We start from the raw sequence: 21,905 nt of genomic DNA, 5'->3' as shown, positions 1-21,905 counted from the left end.
TGCATCAACTTGCGCCAGATGAACCCGGACAGGTGACCGCGCCCCGGCGCATGCACCGGCGCCGTCCGGTACCGCTGTTTCCTGCCGACCCCGGCCGCCGTCTGCGGCTGCTGGCGACCGCGCTGCTGGTGGTGATGGCAGTGGCATTCGTCTGCGCGCGCCACTTTGCCGACCGACACCCGGCGCTGGGCTATGCCGCCGCCTTTGCCGAGGCGGCGATGGTGGGCGGGCTGGCCGACTGGTTTGCGGTGACCGCGCTGTTTCGCCGTCCGCTGGGCCTGCCCATCCCGCATACCGCGATCATCCCGGCCAACAAGGACCGCATCGCCGACAGCATGGCCGGATTTCTGCGCGCCAATTTCCTTACCCACCAGGTCGTGGCGCGGCGGTTGCACCGGCTGGACGTCGCCAGCCTGATCGGTGGCTATCTTGCCAATCCAGGGCGCACCACCACACGCATTGGCGACAGCGTGACGCATTTGCTGGCCGACATTCTGGCCACGCTCGATCCCGACAAGATCGGTCGCCCGGCCAAGGCGCTGCTCAGCCGACAGATTGAACGGATCGATCTTGCGCCACTGCTGGGCCAGGTGCTGGCCGGCATGATTGCCGATGGCCGGCATTTGCCGGTGATCGACAGTCTGCTGCGGCGTGCCGGCGCCCTGCTTGAAGCCAATGAAGACATGCTGCGGGCGATGATTCGCGATCGCACCAGCACATTGATGCGGTGGACCCGGCTGGATGACCGCCTGGCTAGCGCGCTGCTTGATGCGCTGTATGCCTTGCTGGCCGAAATGCTGGTGGACCAGGGCCATCCGCTGCGGCGCAAGATTGATGAAACGCTGGAACGGCTGGCGCACGATCTGGTCGATGATCCGGCGCTGGGCGCGCGGGTGGCGATGATGAAGGCCGATGCCTTGCGCAACCCGGCCTTTGCCGCCTGGCTGGATGCGCTGTGGGAACGCAGCCGGCTGGGCCTGATTGCGCTGTTGCGCGCGCCCGCTGTTGGCGGAATGGGTGAACTGGGCACCGGGCTGGCCGGATTTGGCCGCGCGCTGGGCGAAGACGCGGCCTTGCGCGCCATGGTCAACCGGTTTGCGCGGCGTTCATTGGCCGGACTGGCCAGCCGTCACGGCGATGACATTGTGCGCACTGTATCGGAAACCGTCCGACGCTGGGATGCCGGCACCGTCACGCGCCGAATCGAAAGCGCGGTGGGCCGCGATCTGCAATTTATCCGCATCAATGGCACCGTTGTTGGCGGACTGGTGGGTTTGGCATTGCATGCGCTGGAGCGCTTCGTTTAGCTACGCGCGATGACCGCACCGATTGTTTCCACCGCCCGGCTTGACCTGTGGCAGCCTGTCGCCGCCGATCTGCATGCGTTGGCGGCGCTAGTCGTGCCCGACGCTGTGCGGCGCTACCTTGGCCCCCGGCCGTTGACCCTGGCCGATGAATTTGGCCGCCTGGCCCGCAACGCTGGCAGCTGGGCGTTATATGGCTATGGCAATTTCGTGGTGCGTGAAGCGGGCACGCCGAACGTGGTCGGAATTTGCGGGGTGTTTCATTCGTGGCGCGGCTTTGGCGCCGATTTTGATGATACACCCGAAGCGGGCTGGATCTTTGCCGAACCGGTGTGGGGCCGCGGCTATGCCGGTGAAGCGGCCGCCGCCGCATTGGCATGGTTCGATGCGCAGCACGGCCCGCGCCGCGTCGCTTGCATGATCGAACCGGACAATCGGGCATCAATGGCGATTGCCGCGCGGCTGGGGTTTGTGGCGTACCGCGAACAGGATTTTGACGGCGTCACCCTGATCCTGCTGCAACGCATGCCCTGACCGGTTGATCGCCGGGGGGCATGCACGCCATCGCGCCAACAAAAAGGGCCGGAAAGGTTTCCCCTTCCGGCCCGTTTTTTGTGCCGTGTGGCAGGTAGCGTGGACCTTTAGAAGTCCATGCCGCCCATGCCGCCCATGCCGCCGCCGCCGCCCATGGCAGGCGGAGCCTTGTCATCGGGCTTTTCCGCGATCGCCGCTTCGGTGGTGATCAGCAGGCCGGCGACCGAGGCCGCATCCTGCAGCGCGATGCGAACGACCTTGGTCGGGTCGATCACGCCGGCAGCCTTCAGGTTTTCATAGACGTCGGTCGACGCATTGAAGCCAATGCCTTCGTCGGCTTGGTCCAGCAGCTTGCCCGCCACCAGAACGCCATCATGGCCGGCGTTTTCAGCGATCTGCTTCAGCGGGGCGGTGATCGCCTTGCGCACGATGTCCACGCCGCGGGTCTGGTCTTCGTTGATCCCGGTCAGACCGGCCAGCGCGCGGGTGGCATAGAGCAATGCGGTACCGCCGCCGGTGACGATGCCTTCTTCGACAGCGGCGCGGGTAGCGTGGAGCGCGTCATCAACGCGATCCTTCTTTTCCTTCACTTCGACTTCCGACGCGCCGCCGACCTTGATCACGGCAACCCCGCCGGCGAGCTTCGCCAGACGTTCCTGCAGCTTTTCACGGTCATAGTCGCTGGTGGTGACTTCGATCTGGGCCTTGATCTGTTCGACGCGGGCCTTGATTTCGTCAGCAGCACCGGCGCCATCGACGATGGTGGTGTTGTCCTTGTCGATGGTGATCTTCTTGGCCTGACCCAGCATGCCCAGGGTCACGCTTTCCAGCTTGATACCCAGGTCTTCGCTGATCATTTCGCCGGCGGTCAGCGTGGCGATATCGCCCAGCATGGCCTTGCGACGATCGCCAAAACCAGGCGCCTTGACCGCAGCGATCTTCAGACCGCCGCGCAGCTTGTTGACCACCAGCGTGGCCAGCGCTTCGCCTTCGATGTCTTCGGCGATGATCAGCAGCGGACGGCCCGACTGCACCACGGCTTCCAAAATCGGCAGCAGCGCCTGCAGGCTCGACAGCTTCTTTTCGTGGATCAGGATATAGGGATTTTCCAGCTCCACGGTCATCTTGTCGGGGTTGGTGATGAAGTACGGCGACAGATAGCCGCGATCGAACTGCATGCCTTCGACGACGTCGAGTTCGAATTCCAGGCCCTTGGCTTCTTCGACGGTGATCACGCCTTCCTTGCCGACCTTTTCCATCGCTTCCGCGATTTTCTGGCCAACTTCGACGTCACCGTTCGACGAAATGATGCCGACCTGCGCGATTTCGGCAGTGCCAGACACTGGCGTCGAACGCGCCTTCAGGTCTTCGACAACCTTCAGCACGGCCAGATCGATGCCGCGCTTCAGATCCATCGGGTTGATCCCGGCGGCAACCGACTTCATGCCTTCGCGTACGATGGCCTGCGCCAGCACGGTGGCAGTGGTGGTGCCGTCACCGGCCTTGTCGTTGGCCTTTGACGCCACTTCGCGCAGCATCTGCGCGCCCATGTTTTCGAACTTGTCCTTCAGTTCGATTTCCTTGGCAACCGTCACACCGTCCTTGGTGATGCGCGGTGCGCCAAAGCTTTTGTCGATGACGACGTTACGGCCTTTGGGGCCGAGCGTGACCTTCACCGCATCAGCGAGAATGTCGACACCCCTGAGAATGCGTTCGCGCGCGTCGCGCGAAAAGCGGACTTCCTTGGCAGCCATTGTATGTTGTCCTTTGAATGCAGGATTACAGGTTCGAAATCACTCAGCCGATGACGCCGAGGATGTCCGATTCCTTCATGATCAGCAGGTCTTCGCCCGCGACCTTGACTTCGGTGCCCGACCATTTGCCGAACAGCACGCGGTCACCGACCGCCACGTCCAGCGGAGTGATCGTGCCGTTTTCGGCGCGTGCACCGGTGCCGATGGCAACGATTTCGCCTTCAGCCGGCTTTTCCTTGGCGCTGTCGGGGATGATGATCCCGCCAGCAGTCTTTTCCTCAGCCTCGACTCGGCGCACCAGCACACGGTCGTGCAACGGACGGAATGTCATGGGGTTGCTACCTCTTCCAGTTCATCGATCGCCCATACGGGCCTGATCGGTGTTGCAAACTTTCTGGCACTCACAGCATGAGAGTGCCAGCGAGGCGGATATGGGTAAGCGGCAAGGTCGCGTCAAGTGGGGGTGGCCACAGATTTGTCGTGTGGCGCAACATTTTGCGCGCGCCAGATCAGCCTGCGCGTTCAGCCTGCGCGATCAGGCGGCCTGATCGCGCAGCGGGGCATCGGGCACCAGCCCCAGCGCAACGCGGTGGTGCCAGCGCCAGATCAGCAGCGCCGCCACTGTCACCAGCCCGGCCAGCAGTCCCAGCCATACGCCCATGCCGGCCAGCGGGGTGAACAACCCCAGCCACACCGCCGTGCCCATGCCGGGCACCCAATAGCCAAACAGTGCGATCGCCATTGGCACGCGGGTATCCTGCAGCCCGCGCAACAGCGATGCGGTGACCGTCTGTGCGCCATCGAACAGCTGAAACGCGGCCGCCACGCTCATATACTGCACGGTCAGCGCCACCAGCGCGGCATTGGCCGGCAGCGACGGATCGATATACAGCACCATGATCGTGCGCGGCGCAAACAGCAGCAGCGCCGCCGCCAGCGACATGAACCCGACGCCGGTCAGCAGCGCGACATGCCCGGCCAGCGTCACCCCGTGCCGGTCGCCCGCGCCATAGGCCCGGCCCACCCGGATGGTGGCGGCCTGCGCAATGCCGAACGGCACCATGAACATGATCGACGCGAACTGCAGCGCCAGCGCATGCGCCGCCAGCGGCAATTCGCCGATGCGCCCCATCAGGAATGCGGCGCCATTGAACAGCCCGCCCTCTGCCACGATCGTCGCGGTGATCGGCAGGCCGATCGCCAGCACGTCGCGCAGGCGTTCGCCATCCATCCGCCACCACCGCCCGAACATGCGATACCGCCGCAACCGGCGGTCAAACCGGATGACCAGCACATAGGCGATCAGCGTCAGCGTGCTGGTCATGACGCTCGACAGCGCGGACCCTTGCAGCCCCAGTGCGGGCATGCCGCCATGACCGAACACGAACAGCCAGTTGCCCAGGCCATTCAGGCACAGCGCCAGCGCGGTGATCGCCAGCCCGATCGTGGGCCGACCCAGCGTGGCCAGCGTACTGCGCAGCAGCGCGCCCAGTATGGTCGGGATCGCCGCCCACATCAGCACGTGCATGAATGGTACCGCCAGCGCGATGACTTTGGGCGATTGTCCGGTCACCGCCAATATCGGCCCGATCATGCTGCAGATCGCCATGGCCACAAACGCTGCGCCGATCCCGGCCCAGGCCGCCATGCGCACAGACCGGCGCACCTCTCGCACGGCGTGCGAACGGCGCCCCAGTTCGGCCGCGATCAGGGGTGATGCCGCGCCGACCAGCCCGGTCAGGCTCCAGATACACAGGCCGAACACCGATACCGTCAGCGATGATGCCGCCAGCGCGGTCGGCCCCAGCCGTGCCACAAACACCACGTCGATCGCAAACACCGCCATCTGCAGCAGGTTGGACGCGACCAGCGGCGCGGCCAGGGAAACCGTGGCGCGTGCTTCGCCAAGCAGGGTGCGGGGTGGGCTTTCAAACATGTCGCCGGCGCCATACGCGGTCGCGCCGCCGGGCGAAAGGCGCAAACCGCGCGCCCGCGCGTCGTTTCATGCTTGCACCGGCGGCGTCGCGGGATGATGATGCGGCATCAGGATACCGGGCAGGACAGGCCCGGATCGCACATGGAGAGGATCAGGTTATGAACGTCATGGTTGCCGATCAGCAGGACGGGCTGGTTGCCCCTTTCGCCAAACACTACGACAATTTCATCGGCGGAAAATGGGTGGCGCCGGTCAATGGCCGCTATTTCGACAATGTTTCGCCAATCACCGGCAAAGTGGTGTGCCAGTGCGCCCGGTCGGATGAGGCGGATATCGAACTGGCGCTGGACGCCGCGCATGCCGCGCGCGTGACCTGGGGCAAGACATCGGCGGCCGAACGCGCGCTGATCCTGTCGCGGATTGCCGACCGCATGGAAGCCAACCTGGAAAAGCTGGCCACCGCCGAAACATGGGACAATGGCAAGCCGATCCGCGAAACGCTGGCCGCCGACATCCCGCTGGCAATCGACCATTTCCGCTATTTCGCCGGCTGCGTGCGCGCACAGGAAGGATCGCTGTCGCAGATCGATGATGACACCGTCGGCTATCACTTTCACGAACCGCTGGGTGTCGTGGGCCAGATCATCCCATGGAATTTCCCGATCCTGATGGCGGTGTGGAAACTGGCGCCGGCGCTGGGTGCGGGCAATTGCGTGGTGCTGAAACCCGCCGAACAGACCCCGGCATCGATCATGGTGCTGATCGAAATGATTGCCGATCTGCTGCCCGCGGGCGTGCTCAACGTCGTCAACGGGTTCGGGCTGGAGGCGGGCAAGCCGCTGGCATCGTCAAAGCGCATTGCCAAGATCGCGTTCACCGGTGAAACCAGCACCGGGCGGCTGATCATGCAATATGCCAGCGCCAACCTGATCCCGGTCACGCTGGAACTGGGCGGGAAAAGCCCCAACATCTTTTTCGCCGACGTTGCCGCGCACGATGACGATTTCTTCGACAAGGCGATCGAAGGCTTTGTCATGTTCGCGCTCAACCAGGGCGAAGTATGCACCTGCCCCAGCCGCGCGCTGATCCAGGAATCGATCTATGACCAATTCATGGAACGCGCGATCAAACGGGTTGAGGCGATCGTGCAGGGCAACCCGCTGGATATCACCACCATGATCGGCGCGCAGGCCAGCGAAGAACAGCAGGACAAGATCCTGCGCTATCTGCAGATCGGCCGTGACGAAGGCGCGCAAGTCCTGACCGGCGGCGGCGTCGCGCCCATGACCGGGGCGCTGGCCGGCGGCTTTTACATTCAGCCGACGGTGTTCAAGGGCCACAACAAGATGCGCATTTTTCAGGAGGAAATCTTTGGCCCGGTGGTGTCGACCACCACGTTCAAGGATGCCGATGACGCGCTGTCGATTGCCAACGACAGCAATTATGGCCTGGGCGCGGGCGTGTGGAGCCGCGATGCCAACACCTGCTATCGCTTTGGCCGCGCGATCGAGGCCGGGCGGGTGTGGACCAATTGCTATCACGCGTATCCTGCGCATGCCGCGTTCGGCGGGTACAAACAGTCGGGCATCGGCCGCGAAAACCACAAGATGATGCTGGACCACTATCAGCAGACCAAGAACATGCTGGTCAGCTATAGCGCGAAAAAACTGGGCTTTTTCTGATTGGTGAGGGCGGGGGCGGTCACTCCGTCCCCGCCTTTTCCTTGCCCCCACCGCCTTCCCGGGCTTGACCCGGGGTCCCGCTGCCTTTTTGTATGCAGCCGCCGTGGCACAAGCCCCGGGGTGACGAGGGGATAGTAACCTGATGCAAACACATGGCCGCAAACCGCACCACCGCACTGTCGCGGCGATGGTCGGCCTGCTGGCGATCGCGGTCATGCTGAACTTTGTCGATCGCGGCGCCATCGGCATTGCCGCCCCGGTCATGAGCAAGTCGCTCGGGCTGTCGGCCACCCGGTTTGGTCTGGCGGTGTCGGCGTTTTTCTGGACTTACGGGCTGGCCCAGCCGTTTGTCGGCATAATGGCCGATCGCTGGCCGACCGCGCGGCTGCTCGGGCTGGCAGTTGCGCTGTGGGCGACGGCAACGCTGCTGACCAGTCTGGCCGCAGGGCTGGCCACGCTGGTGGTGCTGCGGCTGCTGCTTGGGCTGGGTGAGGCAGCGCTGTTTCCCTGCACGTCAAAGCTGATTGCGACGCATGTCCCGGCGGAGCGGCGCGGGCTGGCCAATGCGGTGGTGGCGGCGGGGCTGGCGCTGGGGCCGGCGCTGGGCGCGCTGGCGGGCGGGCTGATCCTGGCGCACTTTGGCTGGCAACGGGTGTTTTTGGTGTTTGGTGTGGCGACCCTGGTGTGGGTGGTGCCGTGGCTGGTGTTGCAGTCGCGCTTGCCGGTGGCCGCAGCGCAAGTGTCACAGCCTGCCGCACCCTGGCGCGATCTGCTGGCACAGCGGACGCTGTGGATCATGGGCGCTGCGCATGTGCTGGCCAACTATGGCTTTTTCTTTCTGTCGATCTGGCTGCCGCTCTATCTGGTGCGGTCGCGCGGCTTGCCGATTCCGACGATGACGCTGTTTGCCACCGCGACCTTTGGGATTCAGGCGCTGGCTTCGCTGGCCTGGGGGCAGTTGGCCGATGCGCTGGTGCGGCGCGGGCACGCGCCGGCACGCGTCAAACGCTGGCTGTGCGTGGTGGCAGAGCTGGGATCGGTGGTCGGCATCACCGCGATCGCGCTGGCGCAGGGGCCGCAAGGCCTGCTGGCCGCGCTGCTGGTGACCGGGGTGTTTATGGGCTGCCTGCCGACGATGGTGTTTGCGCTGGGGCAGGGTTATGCCCGCCCGCACGAAGTGGCCGGGTGGATCGGGGTACAGAACGCGATCGGCAGCCTGTCGGGCGTGATCGGGCCCCTGGTGACCGGGGTGATCGTCGATATGACCGGCAGCTTTTCTGGCGCATTCGGCTTTGCCGCGCTGGTCAGCGCGGCGGGCGCAGCAGTGTTTGCCGTTGCCCTGCCCGACCGCGCCATCAATCCGCCGTAAACACCACCCCGTCGCGCGGGCGTTCATCCACGGTCAGGCTGAACACATCGGGCCGCGCATAGTGGCCGACAACGTCGAAATCAAAACGCGCGCGGACCAGCTCGGCCTTGTCGATTTCCGCCACCAGCAAACCGGTCTGGTGTTCCAGCGGGCCGGCCAGCACATCACCCAGTGGCCCGACGATCATGCTGCCCCCGCGCAGCAACGGGCGATCGGCGTCCCAGCCGGCGATGTCGCGGCGCAGTTGGTCGGGCGAGGCCATCACCTGGCAGGCGCTGATCACGAAACAGCGGCCCTCGTGCGCGATGTGCCGCATGGTGCAGCGCCAGATGTCGCGATCATCCACTGTTGGCGCGCACCAGATATCGATACCCTTGGCATACATCGCGGTGCGGAACAGCGGCATGTGGTTTTCCCAGCAGATCGCCGCGCCGATCCGTCCCGCGCGGCTCTGCACCACCGGCAGCGTCGATCCATCGCCCTGGGCCCAGATCAGCCGTTCGGTGCCGGTCGGTTTCAGCTTGCGGTGAATGGCGACCACCCCCGCATCCGGCTCGATAAACACGGCGGTGCAGAACAGCGATGATCCCGCACGTTCGATCACGCCCAGCACCAGCGATGCCGCGGTGCGGGTGCTCAATCCGGCCAGCGCGGCCAGTTCCGGTCCGTCAATATCCACCGCGTTGGCGAAATAGGCGGCAAAGTCGATCCGCCCCTGATCGGTGCGATACCCCAGGTGCGCGCCAAACTGTTCGCCCTTTGGATATCCGCCCAGCAACGCCTCTGGCATCACCACCAGCGCCGCACCCGATGCCGCGATGGCGTCCTCAAACCCCAGGATCGCCTGTACGGTGGCAGCTTTGCCCGCAGGATCAGCCCCGATTTGCAAGGCTGCGACGGTGACAGTGGCCATAGCGTGATCCAATCGGGCGCAGGGTACGAAAAAGGGGCAGCCCCACGATGGAGCCGCCCCTGTTTTGCGCAATCCTTGCCCGCCCCGCAAGCGCGGCGGGCATAATCGGATTACTTGATTTCGACGGTGCCGCCGGCTGCTTCGACCTTGGCCTTGATTTCTTCGGCTTCGGTCTTGGAAATGCCTTCCTTGATAGCCTTCGGCGCGGCTTCGACCAGCGCCTTGGCTTCGGTCAGGCCCAGCTGCGTGATCGCACGGACTTCCTTGATCACCTGGATCTTCTTGCCGCCGTCACCGGTCAGGATGACGTCGAATTCGGTCTGTTCTTCCACCGCGGCAGCGGCTTCGGCAGGAGCAGCAGCAACCGCGACGGCGGCGGCGGCGCTTACGCCCCATGCTTCTTCCAGTGCCTTGGCAAGGTCAGCGGCTTCAAGCACGGTCAGCTTAGACAGTTCTGCGACGAGATTGGCGATATCGGCCATGATGATAACTCCTGATAAGGGATTGGCCCGGAACGCCCGGGCGAATGTGGTGCAATCGAACGGTTACGCGGCGTCTTTTTCGGCATAGGCGGCAAAAACACGCGCCAGTTTGGCCGCCGGAGCGGTAACAACCTGGGCGATCTTGGTCGCCGGGGCCTGAATGAGGCCGATAAGCTTGGCCCGCAGTTCATCGAGCGAGGGCATCGTGGCAAGCGCCTTGATCCCATCGGCATTCAGAACCATGGTACCCATCCCGCCACCGAGGATTTCAATCTTGTCGGTGGTCTTGGCGAAATCGACGATCACCTTGGCGGCGGCGACGGGATCGCTGGATGCGGCAATCGCGGTTGGGCCGGTGAACAGATCACCGATCGCCGCATAGTCCGTATCCTGGAGGGCAATTTTGGCCAGACTGTTTTTCGCAACCTTGTAAGTCGCCCCAGCCTCACGCATTTTCGTACGCAAAACAGTGGATTGCGCCACCGTCATGCCAAGATTGCGGGTGACAACCACCACGCCGGACTTGTTGAAAACATCGGTGAGATAGGCGACCGAATCGGCTTTCTGCGAACGATCCATGCCATACTCCTTCACAAATGACCGAAACGGGAAATGCCCCGCACGGCCGGCTACGTTTGTCCGCGCCGGACGCGCAAAACTGCGCGCCATTGCGGGCGAGTCCGTATCGACAAGGGAAGGAGAAGCGCCGGTAAGGGCGCGGGCACCGTATGTCCGCAATTGCAGGAGCATCGGGCCGTTTACAACTCTTTTCCCCGCCTGGGCTGGACGATTAAGCCACCGGATGATGGCGCCAGCTGTCTTGGACGGATGACCGCTCGGGCAGGCCCGCATCGGTCAGGGGGCGCCGTTAGCAGCAACAGCGATGGAGTCAAGGATTCGCTTCGTTGGGTAGTGTCTCAGTTTGAATTTATGGCTTTGGCGTTGCCAGTTAAAGCGGGATGCAGATTGCCTGAAGTCGACCGCCACCGATTTGCGCTCTGGCCGCGTCACGAGCGCGGATACAAGCTCGCCCTGTCGCGTAGCGCACCTTTGTCATTCCCCCGTTTACCTCACTGATAACCAGAAGATGAGGCCCCCGGCCTACCTGTTCGGAGCGGGCAGGGGGAGGAGGGGAACCATTCAGCGGCATTTGTGGCACAGTTATACCATTGGGAAATAGGGACTGTGCTCTGAGCAAGAAAGATTTTACCAGTCCTTGCGGGCTGGGGTTGAGGATCAAGCGACTTCCAAGCGCTCACAATATGAGAAAAATCGGTCGAAGGACCGGCCTGCGCTGACTGACTTGCAATCGACAGAGCGGCAAGCGTGAGCGCATTCGCAATCAAATACCGCATAATTGTCCCATTCCGCCGGTCAAGCTATCGCGGTCGATCTTAGCAATCACGTCCTCGCGCGTGTCCTCGATCTCGCCGGTAGCGATCTTGCTGATCGTCATGGCAAGGCCAATCGCGTCGGCTGGGCGCTTCTGTCCGCGCGGGCCCTTAGCCATAAGCGCCCTTCTCAATTTCATTTAGGATTGCGCGCTTCGCCTTAACGGCTGCGGCATCGATCTTCTGTCTCGCCTGAGCAACGGCGATCTCGATCTCCCTCTCAGTTTTGCAGCATAAGGACTCTCCTGAGAAATGCAGGACCGATCCGCGCTTGTCCGAGGTCACTTCAACATCCATGGTGTTTTGCCTCCTATGCCTTGCGCTAAGAATATATGAGCTACGGCGGGATTGCGACAGGCGATCCCTCAAAATTCAAACTGAGACACGACCCTTCGTTGCGCCGTTGTCATACGTGCTGGAAACGCGGCGGTGATGGCGTTTGTGGCGCACTGCCCTGACCCACTCGTCACCCCGGGCTTCGACCCATAGTCCCGCTTTTTTGTGGTACGGAACCTCGCTTTAAAAGACCGGTTTTGGTCGGAAGTGGGCGTTGAACACTCATCCTGTTTCTGACAAGTTTCGCCCATGTGGCAACACAGCGCAAACCCTCGGAAAAAAACGCTCTCTTTCAGAAGGTGGAGCAGCTTCGTTACCAGTGCGCCCGTCTTCGATGGCTTGCTGTTGCTGCTTGCGGCGGCGTATTTCGGTTCAAGCCGAAACCTCCTAGCATTTTTGCTTTCTATCCCAGTTCTTATATATTTGTTTCTGGAATCTCTTATCGCCGCAATGCGGGCCGCGATAATCAAAAGCGACCATACTCGTATGTGGCTGGCGTGGGCACTGATATTTCTCGCGCCTCTTGCTTTTATTTATTCATACAAGCCCGTTCAACAAATACGCTTTTTGCTGTGGGCTCCTAGTCATTATTCGCAGTTGGCCGAAGCGTCCAAGAAAGACGGGATCGTAATAGAATGGGATGTTTGGGGTATGGCAGGGCAGGAGACGTCCTCCTATCTCGTGGTCGACACCGAGGATCGGCTTCTAACAAAAACGCGTGCCGACAAATGGGCCAAGCAGATTGGCCAATCGTGTGATTTTTGGGAAGGTCAGGGAGTATGGCCGAAATTCTATATTGTTTCGACTTCTACAGACTGCCCATATGAGGGTTTTTAGCCAGCCAATCGATCAGGCGAGGGATGCGCGTATGTGTTAGCTCACCCTAACGCTTTTGGCCGCCTGAGCGGCACTAGCCAGTTCGGGCAGGCGCACGGGTTCATGGCGATGCGGCACCGGGTGGCGTGGGGCGGGGTGCAGCAGTGACAGGCTGAGCGCGAGCGCGGCAGCGACCCATTGGCCGAAACTGGCACCGATCTGGAATAGGACGAACAGCCCTGACATCGCAACAGCCCCATCGATTGCGGACGCAATGCACCATAAACCAAATCCTGCGCCACGCCAATGACATCCCCTGATTTGACAAGTGCCCCACGCAACCCTAGATAGCGGCACAAGCCAGCGTTTCGAGCAAGGCTTTCCCATGCGCGGGGGAAGGCCACGGAAGGAAACGTTCGGCATTCCATCTGACGCAACAGGCTGCGGCCGATACGATCCCTTGCCCCAATGGGCATGGTCCGTATCAGGCCTGCGGCCTTTTGTTGCTGGATGGCGCCATCACCCGCGCGTGGCATTATTCCTGGCCGGAACCCGTTCCGGCGCACAGAGCAAAGAGGCACATACCCTCCATGGCAACCAAGGCAACCGCAGGCACCAGCTCACGCGCTGGTGTGAAAAAGCGCATCCGCAAGATTTTTGGCGACAACCACGAAGTCGTGCAGATGCCCAACCTGATCGAGGTTCAGCGCGAATCCTACGAACAGTTCCTGCGATCGGACCCCGCCACCGGCTATGTTTCCGGCCTGGAAAAGACGCTGCGGTCGGTGTTTCCGATCCAGGATTTTGCCGGCACCGCCAGCCTGGATATCAAGGAAAAGGACGGTTACGTCCTGGAATCGCCCAAATACGACGTGAACGAATGCCGTGCGCGCGGCATCACTTACGCGGCGCCGATGAAGGTCACGCTGAAGCTGGCGACGTTTGAGGTCGATTCGGAAACCGAAACCAAATCGCTGATCGATATCAAGGAGCAGGATGTCTACATGGGCGACATTCCGCTCATGACCGACAACGGCACCTTTTTCATCAACGGCACCGAACGCGTCATCGTCAGCCAGATGCACCGGTCACCGGGCGTGCTGTTCGACCACGACCGCGGCAAGACGCATTCTTCGGGCAAATACCTGTTTGCCGCGCGCGTCATCCCCTATCGCGGGTCGTGGCTCGATTTCGAATTCGATGCCAAAGACATCGTCAACGTCCGCATCGACCGCAAGCGCAAGCTGCCGGTTACCAGCCTGCTCTATGCGCTGGGTCTGAACGGCGAACAGATCCTCGACCATTTTTATGACAAGGTGATCTGGGTCCGTGCCGAAGGCGGCTGGCGCGTGCCGTTCGTGCTGGACCAGTGGCGCGGCACCAAGCCGACGTTCGATATCGTCGATGCCAAATCGGGCGAAGTGATCTTCCCCGCCGGCACCAAGATTTCGCCCCGCGCCGCCAACAAGGCCGGCAAGGACGGGCTGGAACAGCTGCTGATCCCGACCGACGAAATTTTCGGCCGCTATTCGGCGCTCGATCTGATCGACGAATCGACCGGCCGCATCTGGATCGAGGCCGGCGACGAAGTCAGCCCGGAAAACCTCGACGTGCTCGACAAGGCTGGCATCGACCGGCTGGAACTGCTCGACATCGACCATGTCGGCACCGGGCCGTGGATTCGCAACACGATGAAGGCGGACAAGGCCGAGGACCGCGACCACGCGCTGGCCGATATCTATCGCGTGATGCGCCCTGGCGAACCGCCGACGCGCGAAACCGCGGAATCGCTGTTTGACGGCCTGTTCTTTGACGGCGACCGTTATGACCTGTCGGCGGTCGGCCGGGTTAAGCTCAATATGCGCCTGGCGCTCGATTGCCCCGATACCGTCACCACCCTGCGCACCGATGACATCCTGGCCGTGGTGAAGGAACTGGTGAACCTGAAGGACGGCAAGGGCGAAGTTGACGATATCGACAACCTGGGCAACCGGCGCGTGCGTTCGGTCGGCGAATTGCTGGAAAACCAGTACCGCGTCGGGCTGTTGCGGATGGAACGCGCGGTCAAGGAACGCATGAGCTCTGTCGATGTGTCGACCGTGATGCCCAACGATCTGATCAACGCCAAACCGGCGGTGGCCGCGGTGCGCGAATTCTTTGGCTCGTCGCAGCTGTCGCAGTTCATGGACCAGACCAACCCGCTGTCCGAAGTCACGCACAAGCGTCGCGTTTCGGCGCTCGGGCCGGGTGGTCTGACGCGTGAGCGCGCCGGCTTCGAAGTCCGCGACGTTCACCCGACGCATTATGGCCGCATCTGCCCGATCGAAACGCCGGAAGGCCCGAACATCGGCCTGATCAACTCGCTGTCAACGTTTGCGCGGGTCAACAAATACGGCTTCATCGAAACCCCCTATCGCAAGGTGATCGATGACAAGGTGACCGGCGAGGTCGTCTATCTGTCGGCGATGGAAGAGCAGAAGCACACCGTGGCGCAGGCCTCTGCCGCGCTCAGTGCCGATGGTTCGTTCCTGGATGAACTGGTGTCGGCGCGGCAGAACGGCGAATTCGTGATGGCCCCGCGCGACACCGTCACGCTGATGGACGTCAGCCCCAAGCAGCTCGTTTCGGTTGCCGCATCGCTCATTCCGTTCCTGGAAAACGATGACGCCAACCGCGCGCTGATGGGTTCGAACATGCAGCGCCAGGCGGTGCCGCTGGTCAAGGCCGATGCACCATTCGTGGGCACCGGGATGGAAGAAACCGTGGCGCGCGATTCGGGCGCCGCGATCGGCGCGCTGCGCGGCGGGATTGTCGACCAGGTCGATGCCACGCGTATCGTTATCCGCGCGGCCGGCGATATCGAAGCCGGCCAGTCGGGCGTCGACATCTATACCCTGCAGAAATTTCAGCGGTCGAACCAGAACACCTGCATCAACCAGCGCCCGCTGGTGAAGGTTGGCGATTTTGTCGAAACCGGTGACATCATCGCCGACGGTCCCTCGACCGATCTGGGCGAACTGGCGCTGGGCCGCAACGTGCTGGTCGCGTTCATGCCGTGGAACGGGTACAACTACGAAGATTCGATCCTCATCTCTGAACGCATCGTCAAGGACGACGTGTTCACATCGATCCACATCGAAGAATTCGAAGTGATGGCCCGTGACACCAAGCTGGGGCCGGAAGACATCACCCGCGACATTCCCAACGTGGGCGAAGAAGCGCTGCGCAACCTCGACGAGGCGGGCATCGTCTATATCGGCGCGGAAGTGCATCCGGGCGACATTCTGGTCGGCAAGATCACGCCCAAGGGCGAATCGCCGATGACCCCGGAAGAAAAGCTGTTGCGCGCGATCTTTGGCGAAAAGGCCAGCGATGTGCGCGACACATCACTGCGGCTGCCGCCGGGCGTGTCGGGCACGATTGTCGAAGTGCGCGTGTTCAACCGCCACGGCATCGAAATCGATGACCGTACGCGCGCGATCCAGGCCGAAGAAATCGAACGCCTGGCCAAGGACCGCGAAGACGAACGCGGCATTCTGAACCGCGCCACGTTCAACCGCCTGCGCGACATGCTGTTGGGCCAGGTGGCCGCCGCCGCGCCGAAGGGCGTGAAAAAGGGTGTCGAGATCGACGAGCAAGTGCTGGCCGATGTCGAACGCCACGAATGGTGGAAATTCGCGGTGGCCGATGATGGCCGTCAGGCCCAGCTGGAAGCGGTGAAGGCGCAGTACGACGCGACCGTCAAATCGATCCAGGAAAAGTTTGAAGACCGCAAGGCCAAGCTGGAGGCCGGTGACGAACTCGCCCCCGGCGTGCTGAAAATGGTCAAGGTGTTCGTGGCGGTGAAGCGCAAGCTGCAGCCGGGCGACAAGATGGCCGGCCGTCACGGTAACAAGGGCGTGATCAGCCGCATCCTGCCGGTTGAAGACATGCCGTTCCTGGCGGACGGCACGCATGTCGACATCGTGCTCAACCCGCTGGGCGTGCCCAGCCGCATGAACGTCGGACAGATCTTTGAAACCCACCTCGGCTGGGCCGCACGCAATCTGGGCAAACAGATTGGTGAGGCGCTGGAAGACTGGCGCCACAACAATCCCGACCCGGCCACCGCCGCGCCGCCAAGCGCGCTGATCGACAAGCTGAAGGACATCTATGGTCCGAAGTATCACGCCGAAATCGATGCGCGTAACCTGAACGAAATCGTCGAGCTGTCGGAAAACCTGAAGGCCGGCGTGCCGATGGGCACCCCGGTGTTCGACGGCGCGCGCGAACCGGACGTGTCGGCAATGCTGACGCTGGCCGGGCTCGACACATCGGGCCAGGTCACGCTGTACGACGGGCGCTCGGGTGAAGCCTTTGACCGCAAGGTGACCGTGGGCATCATCTATATGCTCAAACTGCATCACCTGGTCGACGACAAGATCCACGCGCGCTCGATCGGGCCCTACAGCCTGGTCACCCAGCAGCCGCTGGGCGGCAAGGCCCAGTTCGGCGGACAGCGTTTCGGGGAAATGGAAGTCTGGGCGCTGCAGGCCTATGGCGCGGCCTATACGCTGCAGGAAATGCTGACGGTGAAATCGGACGACGTGGTCGGCCGCACCAAGGTCTATGAGGCGATCGTCAAAGGCGACGACACGTTCGAGGCCGGCATTCCCGAAAGCTTTAACGTGCTGGTCAAGGAAATGCGCAGCCTCGGCCTCAACGTCGAGCTGTCATCGATCGAAGAAGACGACGATCTGGCCGACGCCGCGGAATAATGGCGCGCTGCCGGTGGGCGATGACGCCCGCCGGCACGCGTCCCCCGCAGCCGACCAAATCCATGAATTTCCCCTCCCGGTGAGGAACCCGCAATGAACGATCTGACCAAATTCACCAACCAGATGGCCAAGCCCGAAGGCTTTGACCAGATCCGTATCGGCCTTGCCAGCCCGGAGCGCATTCGCTCATGGTCATTCGGCGAAATCAAAAAGCCCGAAACCATCAACTATCGCACGTTCAAGCCCGAACGTGACGGCCTGTTCTGCGCGCGCATCTTTGGTCCGGTAAAGGACTACGAATGCCTGTGCGGCAAGTACAAGCGCATGAAATACAAGGGCGTCGTCTGCGAAAAGTGCGGCGTTGAAGTCACCGTCACCAAAGTGCGCCGCGAACGCATGGGCCATATCGAACTGGCCGCGCCGGTCGCGCACATCTGGTTCCTGAAATCGCTGCCCAGCCGCATCGGCCTGCTGCTCGACATGCAGCTGAAGCAGCTGGAGCGCATTCTCTATTTCGAAAGCTATGTGGTGATAGAGCCGGGCATCACCCCGCTTGAACGCTATCAGCTGCTGACCGAAGACGAACTGCTCGACGCGCAGGATGAATATGGCGAAGACGCGTTCTCCGCCGGGATCGGCGCCGAAGCGGTCAAACAGATGCTGATGGACCTGGACCTGGTTCAGGAACGCGATGACCTGCTGAAGGATCTGTCCGAAACCAAATCGGAACTGAAGCCAAAGAAGATCATCAAGCGGCTGAAAGTGGTCGAATCGTTCATCGATTCGGGCAACCGCCCCGAATGGATGATCCTCGACGTGGTGCCGGTCATCCCGCCAGAGCTGCGCCCGCTGGTGCCGCTGGACGGTGGCCGTTTCGCCACGTCCGACCTCAACGACCTTTATCGCCGCGTGATCAACCGCAACAACCGTCTGAAGCGGCTGATCGAACTGCGCGCGCCTGACATCATCGTGCGCAACGAAAAGCGCATGTTGCAGGAAGCGGTTGACGCCCTGTTCGACAACGGCCGCCGCGGCCGCATCATCACCGGCGCCAACAAACGCCCGCTGAAATCGCTGTCCGACATGCTGAAGGGCAAGCAGGGCCGGTTCCGCCAGAACCTGCTGGGCAAGCGCGTCGATTATTCGGGCCGTTCGGTCATCGTGACCGGCCCCGAACTGAAACTGCACCAGTGCGGCCTGCCCAAGAAAATGGCGCTCGAACTGTTCAAGCCGTTCATCTACGCCCGGCTCGATGCCAAGGGCCTGTCGATGACGCTGAAGCAGGCCAAGAAATGGGTGGAAAAGGAACGCAAGGAAGTCTGGGACATCCTGGACGAAGTGATCCGCGAACACCCCGTCATGCTCAACCGCGCGCCCACGCTGCACCGTCTGGGCATCCAGGCGTTTGAACCCGTGCTGATCGAGGGCAAGGCGATCCAGCTGCACCCGCTGGTCTGCTCCGCCTTCAACGCCGACTTTGACGGTGACCAGATGGCCGTCCACGTGCCGCTTTCGCTGGAAGCCCAGCTCGAAGCGCGCGTGCTGATGATGAGCACCAACAACATCCTGTCCCCCGCCAACGGCAAGCCGATCATCGTGCCGTCGCAGGACATGGTGCTGGGGCTGTATTACCTGTCGATGGACCGCAAGGGTGAACCCGGCGAAGGCATGTTGCTGGGCGACATGGCCGAAGTGCACCAGGCGATCCACGCCGGCGCAGTCACGCTGCACACCAAGATCATCGCGCGCGTGCCGCAGACCGACGAAGCGGGCAAATCGTATCTGAAACGCTACGACACTACACCGGGCCGTATGCTGATCGGTGAATGCCTGCCCAAAAGCCACACCGTGCCGTTCGAACTGGTCAACCGCCTGCTGACCAAAAAGGAAATCGCGGACGTTATCGACCAGGTCTATCGCCACACCGGTCAAAAAGAGACCGTGCTGTTTGCCGATGCGATCATGTCGCTGGGTTTCCGCAACGCGTTCAAGGCCGGCATCTCGTTCGGCAAGGACGACATGATCATCCCCCCGCGCAAGGAAGAGCTGGTTGACGAAACCAAGGCGCTGGTGGCCGATTATGAACAGCAGTACCAAGACGGCCTGATCACCCAGCAGGAAAAGTACAACAAGGTGATCGACGCCTGGAGCCGTTGTGGCGACCAGGTGGCCGCCGCCATGATGGACGAACTGCGCGCCACGCCGCTGGATGAAAACGGCCGTGAACGCCAGGTCAACGCGATCTACATGATGAGCCATTCGGGCGCGCGCGGTTCGCCGGCGCAGATGAAGCAGCTTGCGGGTATGCGCGGGCTGATGGCCAAGCCGTCGGGCGAAATCATCGAAACCCCGATCATCTCGAACTTCAAGGAAGGGCTGACCGTCCTTGAATACTTCAACTCCACCCACGGCGCCCGCAAGGGTCTGGCCGATACCGCGCTGAAAACCGCCAACTCCGGCTATCTCACCCGCCGTCTGGTCGACGTGTCGCAGGATTGCGTCATCACGATGGAAGATTGCGGTACCGAACGTGCGCTGGAAATGCGCGCGATCGTCCAGGGCGGTTCCACCATCGCCTCGCTGGGCGAACGTATCCTCGGCCGCACCCTGGCCGAAGATATGGTCGAAGCCAAAACCGGTGAAGTGATCGTGGTAAAGGGCACGCTGCTCGACGAAGCGGCGATCACCCGCATCGAAGCGGCCGGCGTACAATCGGCGCGCATCCGTTCGCCGCTGGTCTGCGCATCGGCGGTCGGCGTCTGCGGCAAATGCTATGGCCGTGACCTTGCCCGCGGGACCCCGGTCAACATCGGCGAAGCGGTCGGCGTGATCGCGGCGCAATCGATCGGTGAACCCGGTACGCAACTGACCATGCGCACGTTCCACATCGGTGGTGCGGCGCAGGTCAACGAACAGTCGCACCTGGAATCGCTGTGCGACGGGACCGTCACCTATCGTGACATTCCGACCATCGAAGACAGCCGCGGGCGTCGCCTGTCATTGGCGCGCAACGGTGAAATCGCCGTGTTCGACAGCGATGGCCGTGAACGCGCTATCCACCGCGTACCCTATGGCACCCACCTGATCCACCCCAACGGTGCCACCATCAAACTGGGCGAACGCCTGGCCGAATGGGACCCGTTCACCACCCCGGTCATCACCGACAAATCGGGCGTGGTGCGCTATATGGATCTGGTCGATGGCCGCACGATGACCGAACTGGTCGACGATGCGACCGGCATCGCCCAGCGCGTGGTGACCGAAAACCGCGCCGGTGGCCGCGCCAAAAAAGAAGACCTGCGCCCGCGCCTGACCCTGCTCGACGAAAATTCGGGTGAGGCCGCACGCTATCTAATGGCACCAGGCACCACCCTGTCGGTCGAAGACGGCCAGATGGTCAACGCCGGCGACGTGCTCGCCCGCGCCAGCCGCGAAGCCGCCAAGACCCGCGACATCACCGGCGGTCTGCCGCGCGTGGCCGAACTGTTCGAAGCGCGCCGGCCAAAGGACAACGCGATCATCGCCAAGGTCTCTGGCCGGGTCGAATTCGTTCGCGATTACAAGGCCAAGCGCAAGATCGCGATCATCCCGGAAGAGGGCGATCCGGTGGAATACCTGATCCCCAAGTCCAAGGTGATCGACGTTCAGGAAGGCGACTACGTCAAAAAGGGCGACAACCTGATCTCCGGCTCGCCCGATCCACACGACATCCTGGAAGTGATGGGGGTAGAAGCGCTGGCCGAATACCTCGTCGCCGAAATCCAGGAAGTCTATCGCCTCCAGGGCGTGAAGATCAACGACAAGCACATCGAAGTGATCGTGCGCCAGATGCTGCAGAAAGTGGAAATCACCGATGGCGGTGACACCACCCTGCTGCCCGGCGAACAGCTCGATTTCGAAGAAATGAACGAATACAACGCGAAACTTGCCGCCGGCGAACAACCAGCGGTGGGCAAACCAGTGCTGCTGGGCATCACCAAGGCCAGCCTGCAAACGCGTTCGTTCATCTCTGCCGCTTCGTTCCAGGAAACCACCCGCGTGCTCACCCAGGCCGCCGTCGAAGGCAAACGCGACAACCTGATCGGGCTGAAAGAAAACGTCATCGTCGGACGCCTGATCCCGGCCGGCACCGGCGCCAGCATGAACCGCCTGCGCGTCGCCGCCACCAGCCGCGACGCCGCCCTGCGCGCCGCCACCCGCCGTTTCGAAGAAGCGCTGATCGCGCCGAAGTCAGCAGCGGAGGAACACGCCGCAGAACTGAAGCAAGGCGCCGAAGCAGCGATGGGCGATGACCCCCTGGCCGCCGTCGAAGGCGAAACCCACGGTCTGGACGCTGATGCAGGTGATTACCTGCTGAAGGCTGACGACGACGCCTGACGGGCACTGGCCTAGCGCTAACAAAGACCCCGCTGGAGCGATCCGGCGGGGTTTTTTGTTGTCTTTGGTAGGCGTCTTTATGCCTCCGGCGGGCAAGGGCCATTGCCCTTGCATCCCGTTAATTGGCTGAATCTGCATTCCGACTTGGACTCGCACCCGGTCGCGTGGCGGCAATTTTGTCTCCCGACGCGACCTTTAAGATCGTGTCCCAACGCGTGGTGTAGCTTTTCGGGGCCACCGCGATTTTCGGCGTC

The 21,905-nt window shown here is 62.3% G+C and carries 15 protein-coding genes; 7 read left to right on the top strand and 8 right to left on the bottom strand.

What is annotated here, in order from left to right; translation table 11 throughout:
* Positions 1-50 precede the first annotated feature (50 nt).
* Positions 51-1,307 (top strand): DUF445 domain-containing protein, encoded by a 1,257-nt coding sequence (locus tag ABWP89_RS14730; RefSeq protein WP_353230248.1) that lies wholly within the window; start codon positions 51-53, stop codon positions 1,305-1,307.
* A gap of 9 nt (positions 1,308-1,316) precedes the next feature.
* Positions 1,317-1,838: a GNAT family N-acetyltransferase gene (locus tag ABWP89_RS14725; RefSeq protein WP_353230214.1), complete on the top strand. Its 522-nt coding sequence runs from the start codon at positions 1,317-1,319 to the stop codon at positions 1,836-1,838.
* A gap of 107 nt (positions 1,839-1,945) precedes the next feature.
* Here the strand turns inward: ABWP89_RS14725 and groL are convergent, their stop codons facing one another.
* The 3 genes from groL to ABWP89_RS14710 form a co-directional block, all read right to left on the bottom strand.
* Positions 1,946-3,592, bottom strand: a complete 1,647-nt coding sequence (gene groL / locus ABWP89_RS14720; RefSeq protein ID WP_353230212.1) for a chaperonin GroEL — start codon at positions 3,590-3,592, stop codon at positions 1,946-1,948.
* 43 nt (positions 3,593-3,635) lie between these two features.
* Positions 3,636-3,923: a co-chaperone GroES gene (groES, locus tag ABWP89_RS14715; protein ID WP_353230211.1), complete on the bottom strand. Its 288-nt coding sequence runs from the start codon at positions 3,921-3,923 to the stop codon at positions 3,636-3,638.
* 204 nt (positions 3,924-4,127) lie between these two features.
* Positions 4,128-5,528: an MATE family efflux transporter gene (locus ABWP89_RS14710; RefSeq protein ID WP_353230246.1), complete on the bottom strand. Its 1,401-nt coding sequence runs from the start codon at positions 5,526-5,528 to the stop codon at positions 4,128-4,130.
* Positions 5,529-5,686: 158 nt separating this feature from the next.
* Here ABWP89_RS14710 and adh point away from each other — a divergent pair, with 158 nt between their 5' ends.
* The gene (adh, locus tag ABWP89_RS14705; RefSeq protein ID WP_353230210.1) at positions 5,687-7,210 is read left to right on the top strand and encodes an aldehyde dehydrogenase; all 1,524 of its coding nucleotides are present in this window, start codon (positions 5,687-5,689) and stop codon (positions 7,208-7,210) included.
* Between the two features lie 142 nt (positions 7,211-7,352).
* The gene (locus tag ABWP89_RS14700; RefSeq protein WP_353230209.1) at positions 7,353-8,579 is read left to right on the top strand and encodes an MFS transporter; all 1,227 of its coding nucleotides are present in this window, start codon (positions 7,353-7,355) and stop codon (positions 8,577-8,579) included.
* Here the strand turns inward: ABWP89_RS14700 and ABWP89_RS14695 are convergent.
* The 4 genes from ABWP89_RS14695 to ABWP89_RS14680 form a co-directional block, all read right to left on the bottom strand.
* Positions 8,566-9,492 carry a carbon-nitrogen hydrolase family protein gene (locus ABWP89_RS14695; protein ID WP_353230208.1) on the bottom strand — a complete coding sequence of 309 codons (927 nt, stop codon included), beginning with the start codon at positions 9,490-9,492 and terminating at the stop codon, positions 8,566-8,568. The two genes, ABWP89_RS14700 and ABWP89_RS14695, sit on opposite strands and share 14 nt — an antisense overlap.
* A gap of 110 nt (positions 9,493-9,602) precedes the next feature.
* Complete coding sequence (gene rplL / locus ABWP89_RS14690) at positions 9,603-9,974, bottom strand: 50S ribosomal protein L7/L12 (protein ID WP_353230207.1); 372 nt, start codon at positions 9,972-9,974, stop codon at positions 9,603-9,605.
* Between the two features lie 63 nt (positions 9,975-10,037).
* On the bottom strand, positions 10,038-10,553 hold the full coding sequence (gene rplJ / locus ABWP89_RS14685; protein WP_353230205.1) for a 50S ribosomal protein L10: 516 nt from the start codon (positions 10,551-10,553) through the stop codon (positions 10,038-10,040).
* Between the two features lie 923 nt (positions 10,554-11,476).
* The gene (locus tag ABWP89_RS14680) at positions 11,477-11,662 is read right to left on the bottom strand and encodes a hypothetical protein (RefSeq protein ID WP_353230204.1); all 186 of its coding nucleotides are present in this window, start codon (positions 11,660-11,662) and stop codon (positions 11,477-11,479) included.
* Between the two features lie 288 nt (positions 11,663-11,950).
* Between ABWP89_RS14680 and ABWP89_RS14675 the strand changes: the two genes are divergently transcribed.
* Positions 11,951-12,538 (top strand): hypothetical protein, encoded by a 588-nt coding sequence (locus ABWP89_RS14675; protein ID WP_353230203.1) that lies wholly within the window; start codon positions 11,951-11,953, stop codon positions 12,536-12,538.
* Positions 12,539-12,574: 36 nt separating this feature from the next.
* Here the strand turns inward: ABWP89_RS14675 and ABWP89_RS14670 are convergent, their stop codons facing one another.
* Positions 12,575-12,763 (bottom strand): hypothetical protein, encoded by a 189-nt coding sequence (locus ABWP89_RS14670; RefSeq protein ID WP_353230202.1) that lies wholly within the window; start codon positions 12,761-12,763, stop codon positions 12,575-12,577.
* Between the two features lie 344 nt (positions 12,764-13,107).
* Here ABWP89_RS14670 and rpoB point away from each other — a divergent pair, with 344 nt between their 5' ends.
* Both rpoB and rpoC read left to right on the top strand, forming a co-directional pair.
* A complete protein-coding gene (rpoB, locus tag ABWP89_RS14665) occupies positions 13,108-17,274 on the top strand; it encodes a DNA-directed RNA polymerase subunit beta (protein WP_353230201.1) in 4,167 nt (1,388 codons plus the stop codon).
* Between the two features lie 93 nt (positions 17,275-17,367).
* Positions 17,368-21,651: a DNA-directed RNA polymerase subunit beta' gene (gene rpoC / locus ABWP89_RS14660; RefSeq protein WP_353230200.1), complete on the top strand. Its 4,284-nt coding sequence runs from the start codon at positions 17,368-17,370 to the stop codon at positions 21,649-21,651.
* Positions 21,652-21,905 lie beyond the last annotated feature (254 nt).

The organism is Novosphingobium sp. (genome assembly GCF_040398825.1).
Lineage (GTDB): Bacteria > Pseudomonadota > Alphaproteobacteria > Sphingomonadales > Sphingomonadaceae > Novosphingobium.
Note: the sequence above shows the minus strand (reverse complement) of the source record. Positions and strands in the feature narration are given on the sequence as shown.

Excerpts from the sequence above, each read along its gene's own strand:
- ABWP89_RS14700 (WP_353230209.1), top strand. The coding sequence starts at position 7,353 with ATGCAAACACATGGCCGCAAACCGCACCACCGCACTGTCGCGGCGATG.
- rpoC (WP_353230200.1), top strand. The coding sequence starts at position 17,368 with ATGAACGATCTGACCAAATTCACCAACCAGATGGCCAAGCCCGAAGGC.
- adh (WP_353230210.1), top strand. The coding sequence starts at position 5,687 with ATGAACGTCATGGTTGCCGATCAGCAGGACGGGCTGGTTGCCCCTTTC.
- ABWP89_RS14730 (WP_353230248.1), top strand. The coding sequence starts at position 51 with ATGCACCGGCGCCGTCCGGTACCGCTGTTTCCTGCCGACCCCGGCCGC.
- ABWP89_RS14710 (WP_353230246.1), bottom strand. The coding sequence starts at position 5,528 with ATGTTTGAAAGCCCACCCCGCACCCTGCTTGGCGAAGCACGCGCCACG.
- ABWP89_RS14695 (WP_353230208.1), bottom strand. The coding sequence starts at position 9,492 with ATGGCCACTGTCACCGTCGCAGCCTTGCAAATCGGGGCTGATCCTGCG.
- rplJ (WP_353230205.1), bottom strand. The coding sequence starts at position 10,553 with ATGGATCGTTCGCAGAAAGCCGATTCGGTCGCCTATCTCACCGATGTT.
- ABWP89_RS14670 (WP_353230202.1), bottom strand. The coding sequence starts at position 12,763 with ATGTCAGGGCTGTTCGTCCTATTCCAGATCGGTGCCAGTTTCGGCCAA.
- groL (WP_353230212.1), bottom strand. The coding sequence starts at position 3,592 with ATGGCTGCCAAGGAAGTCCGCTTTTCGCGCGACGCGCGCGAACGCATT.
- ABWP89_RS14725 (WP_353230214.1), top strand. The coding sequence starts at position 1,317 with ATGACCGCACCGATTGTTTCCACCGCCCGGCTTGACCTGTGGCAGCCT.
- ABWP89_RS14675 (WP_353230203.1), top strand. The coding sequence starts at position 11,951 with ATGTGGCAACACAGCGCAAACCCTCGGAAAAAAACGCTCTCTTTCAGA.
- ABWP89_RS14680 (WP_353230204.1), bottom strand. The coding sequence starts at position 11,662 with ATGGATGTTGAAGTGACCTCGGACAAGCGCGGATCGGTCCTGCATTTC.
- groES (WP_353230211.1), bottom strand. The coding sequence starts at position 3,923 with ATGACATTCCGTCCGTTGCACGACCGTGTGCTGGTGCGCCGAGTCGAG.
- rpoB (WP_353230201.1), top strand. The coding sequence starts at position 13,108 with ATGGCAACCAAGGCAACCGCAGGCACCAGCTCACGCGCTGGTGTGAAA.
- rplL (WP_353230207.1), bottom strand. The coding sequence starts at position 9,974 with ATGGCCGATATCGCCAATCTCGTCGCAGAACTGTCTAAGCTGACCGTG.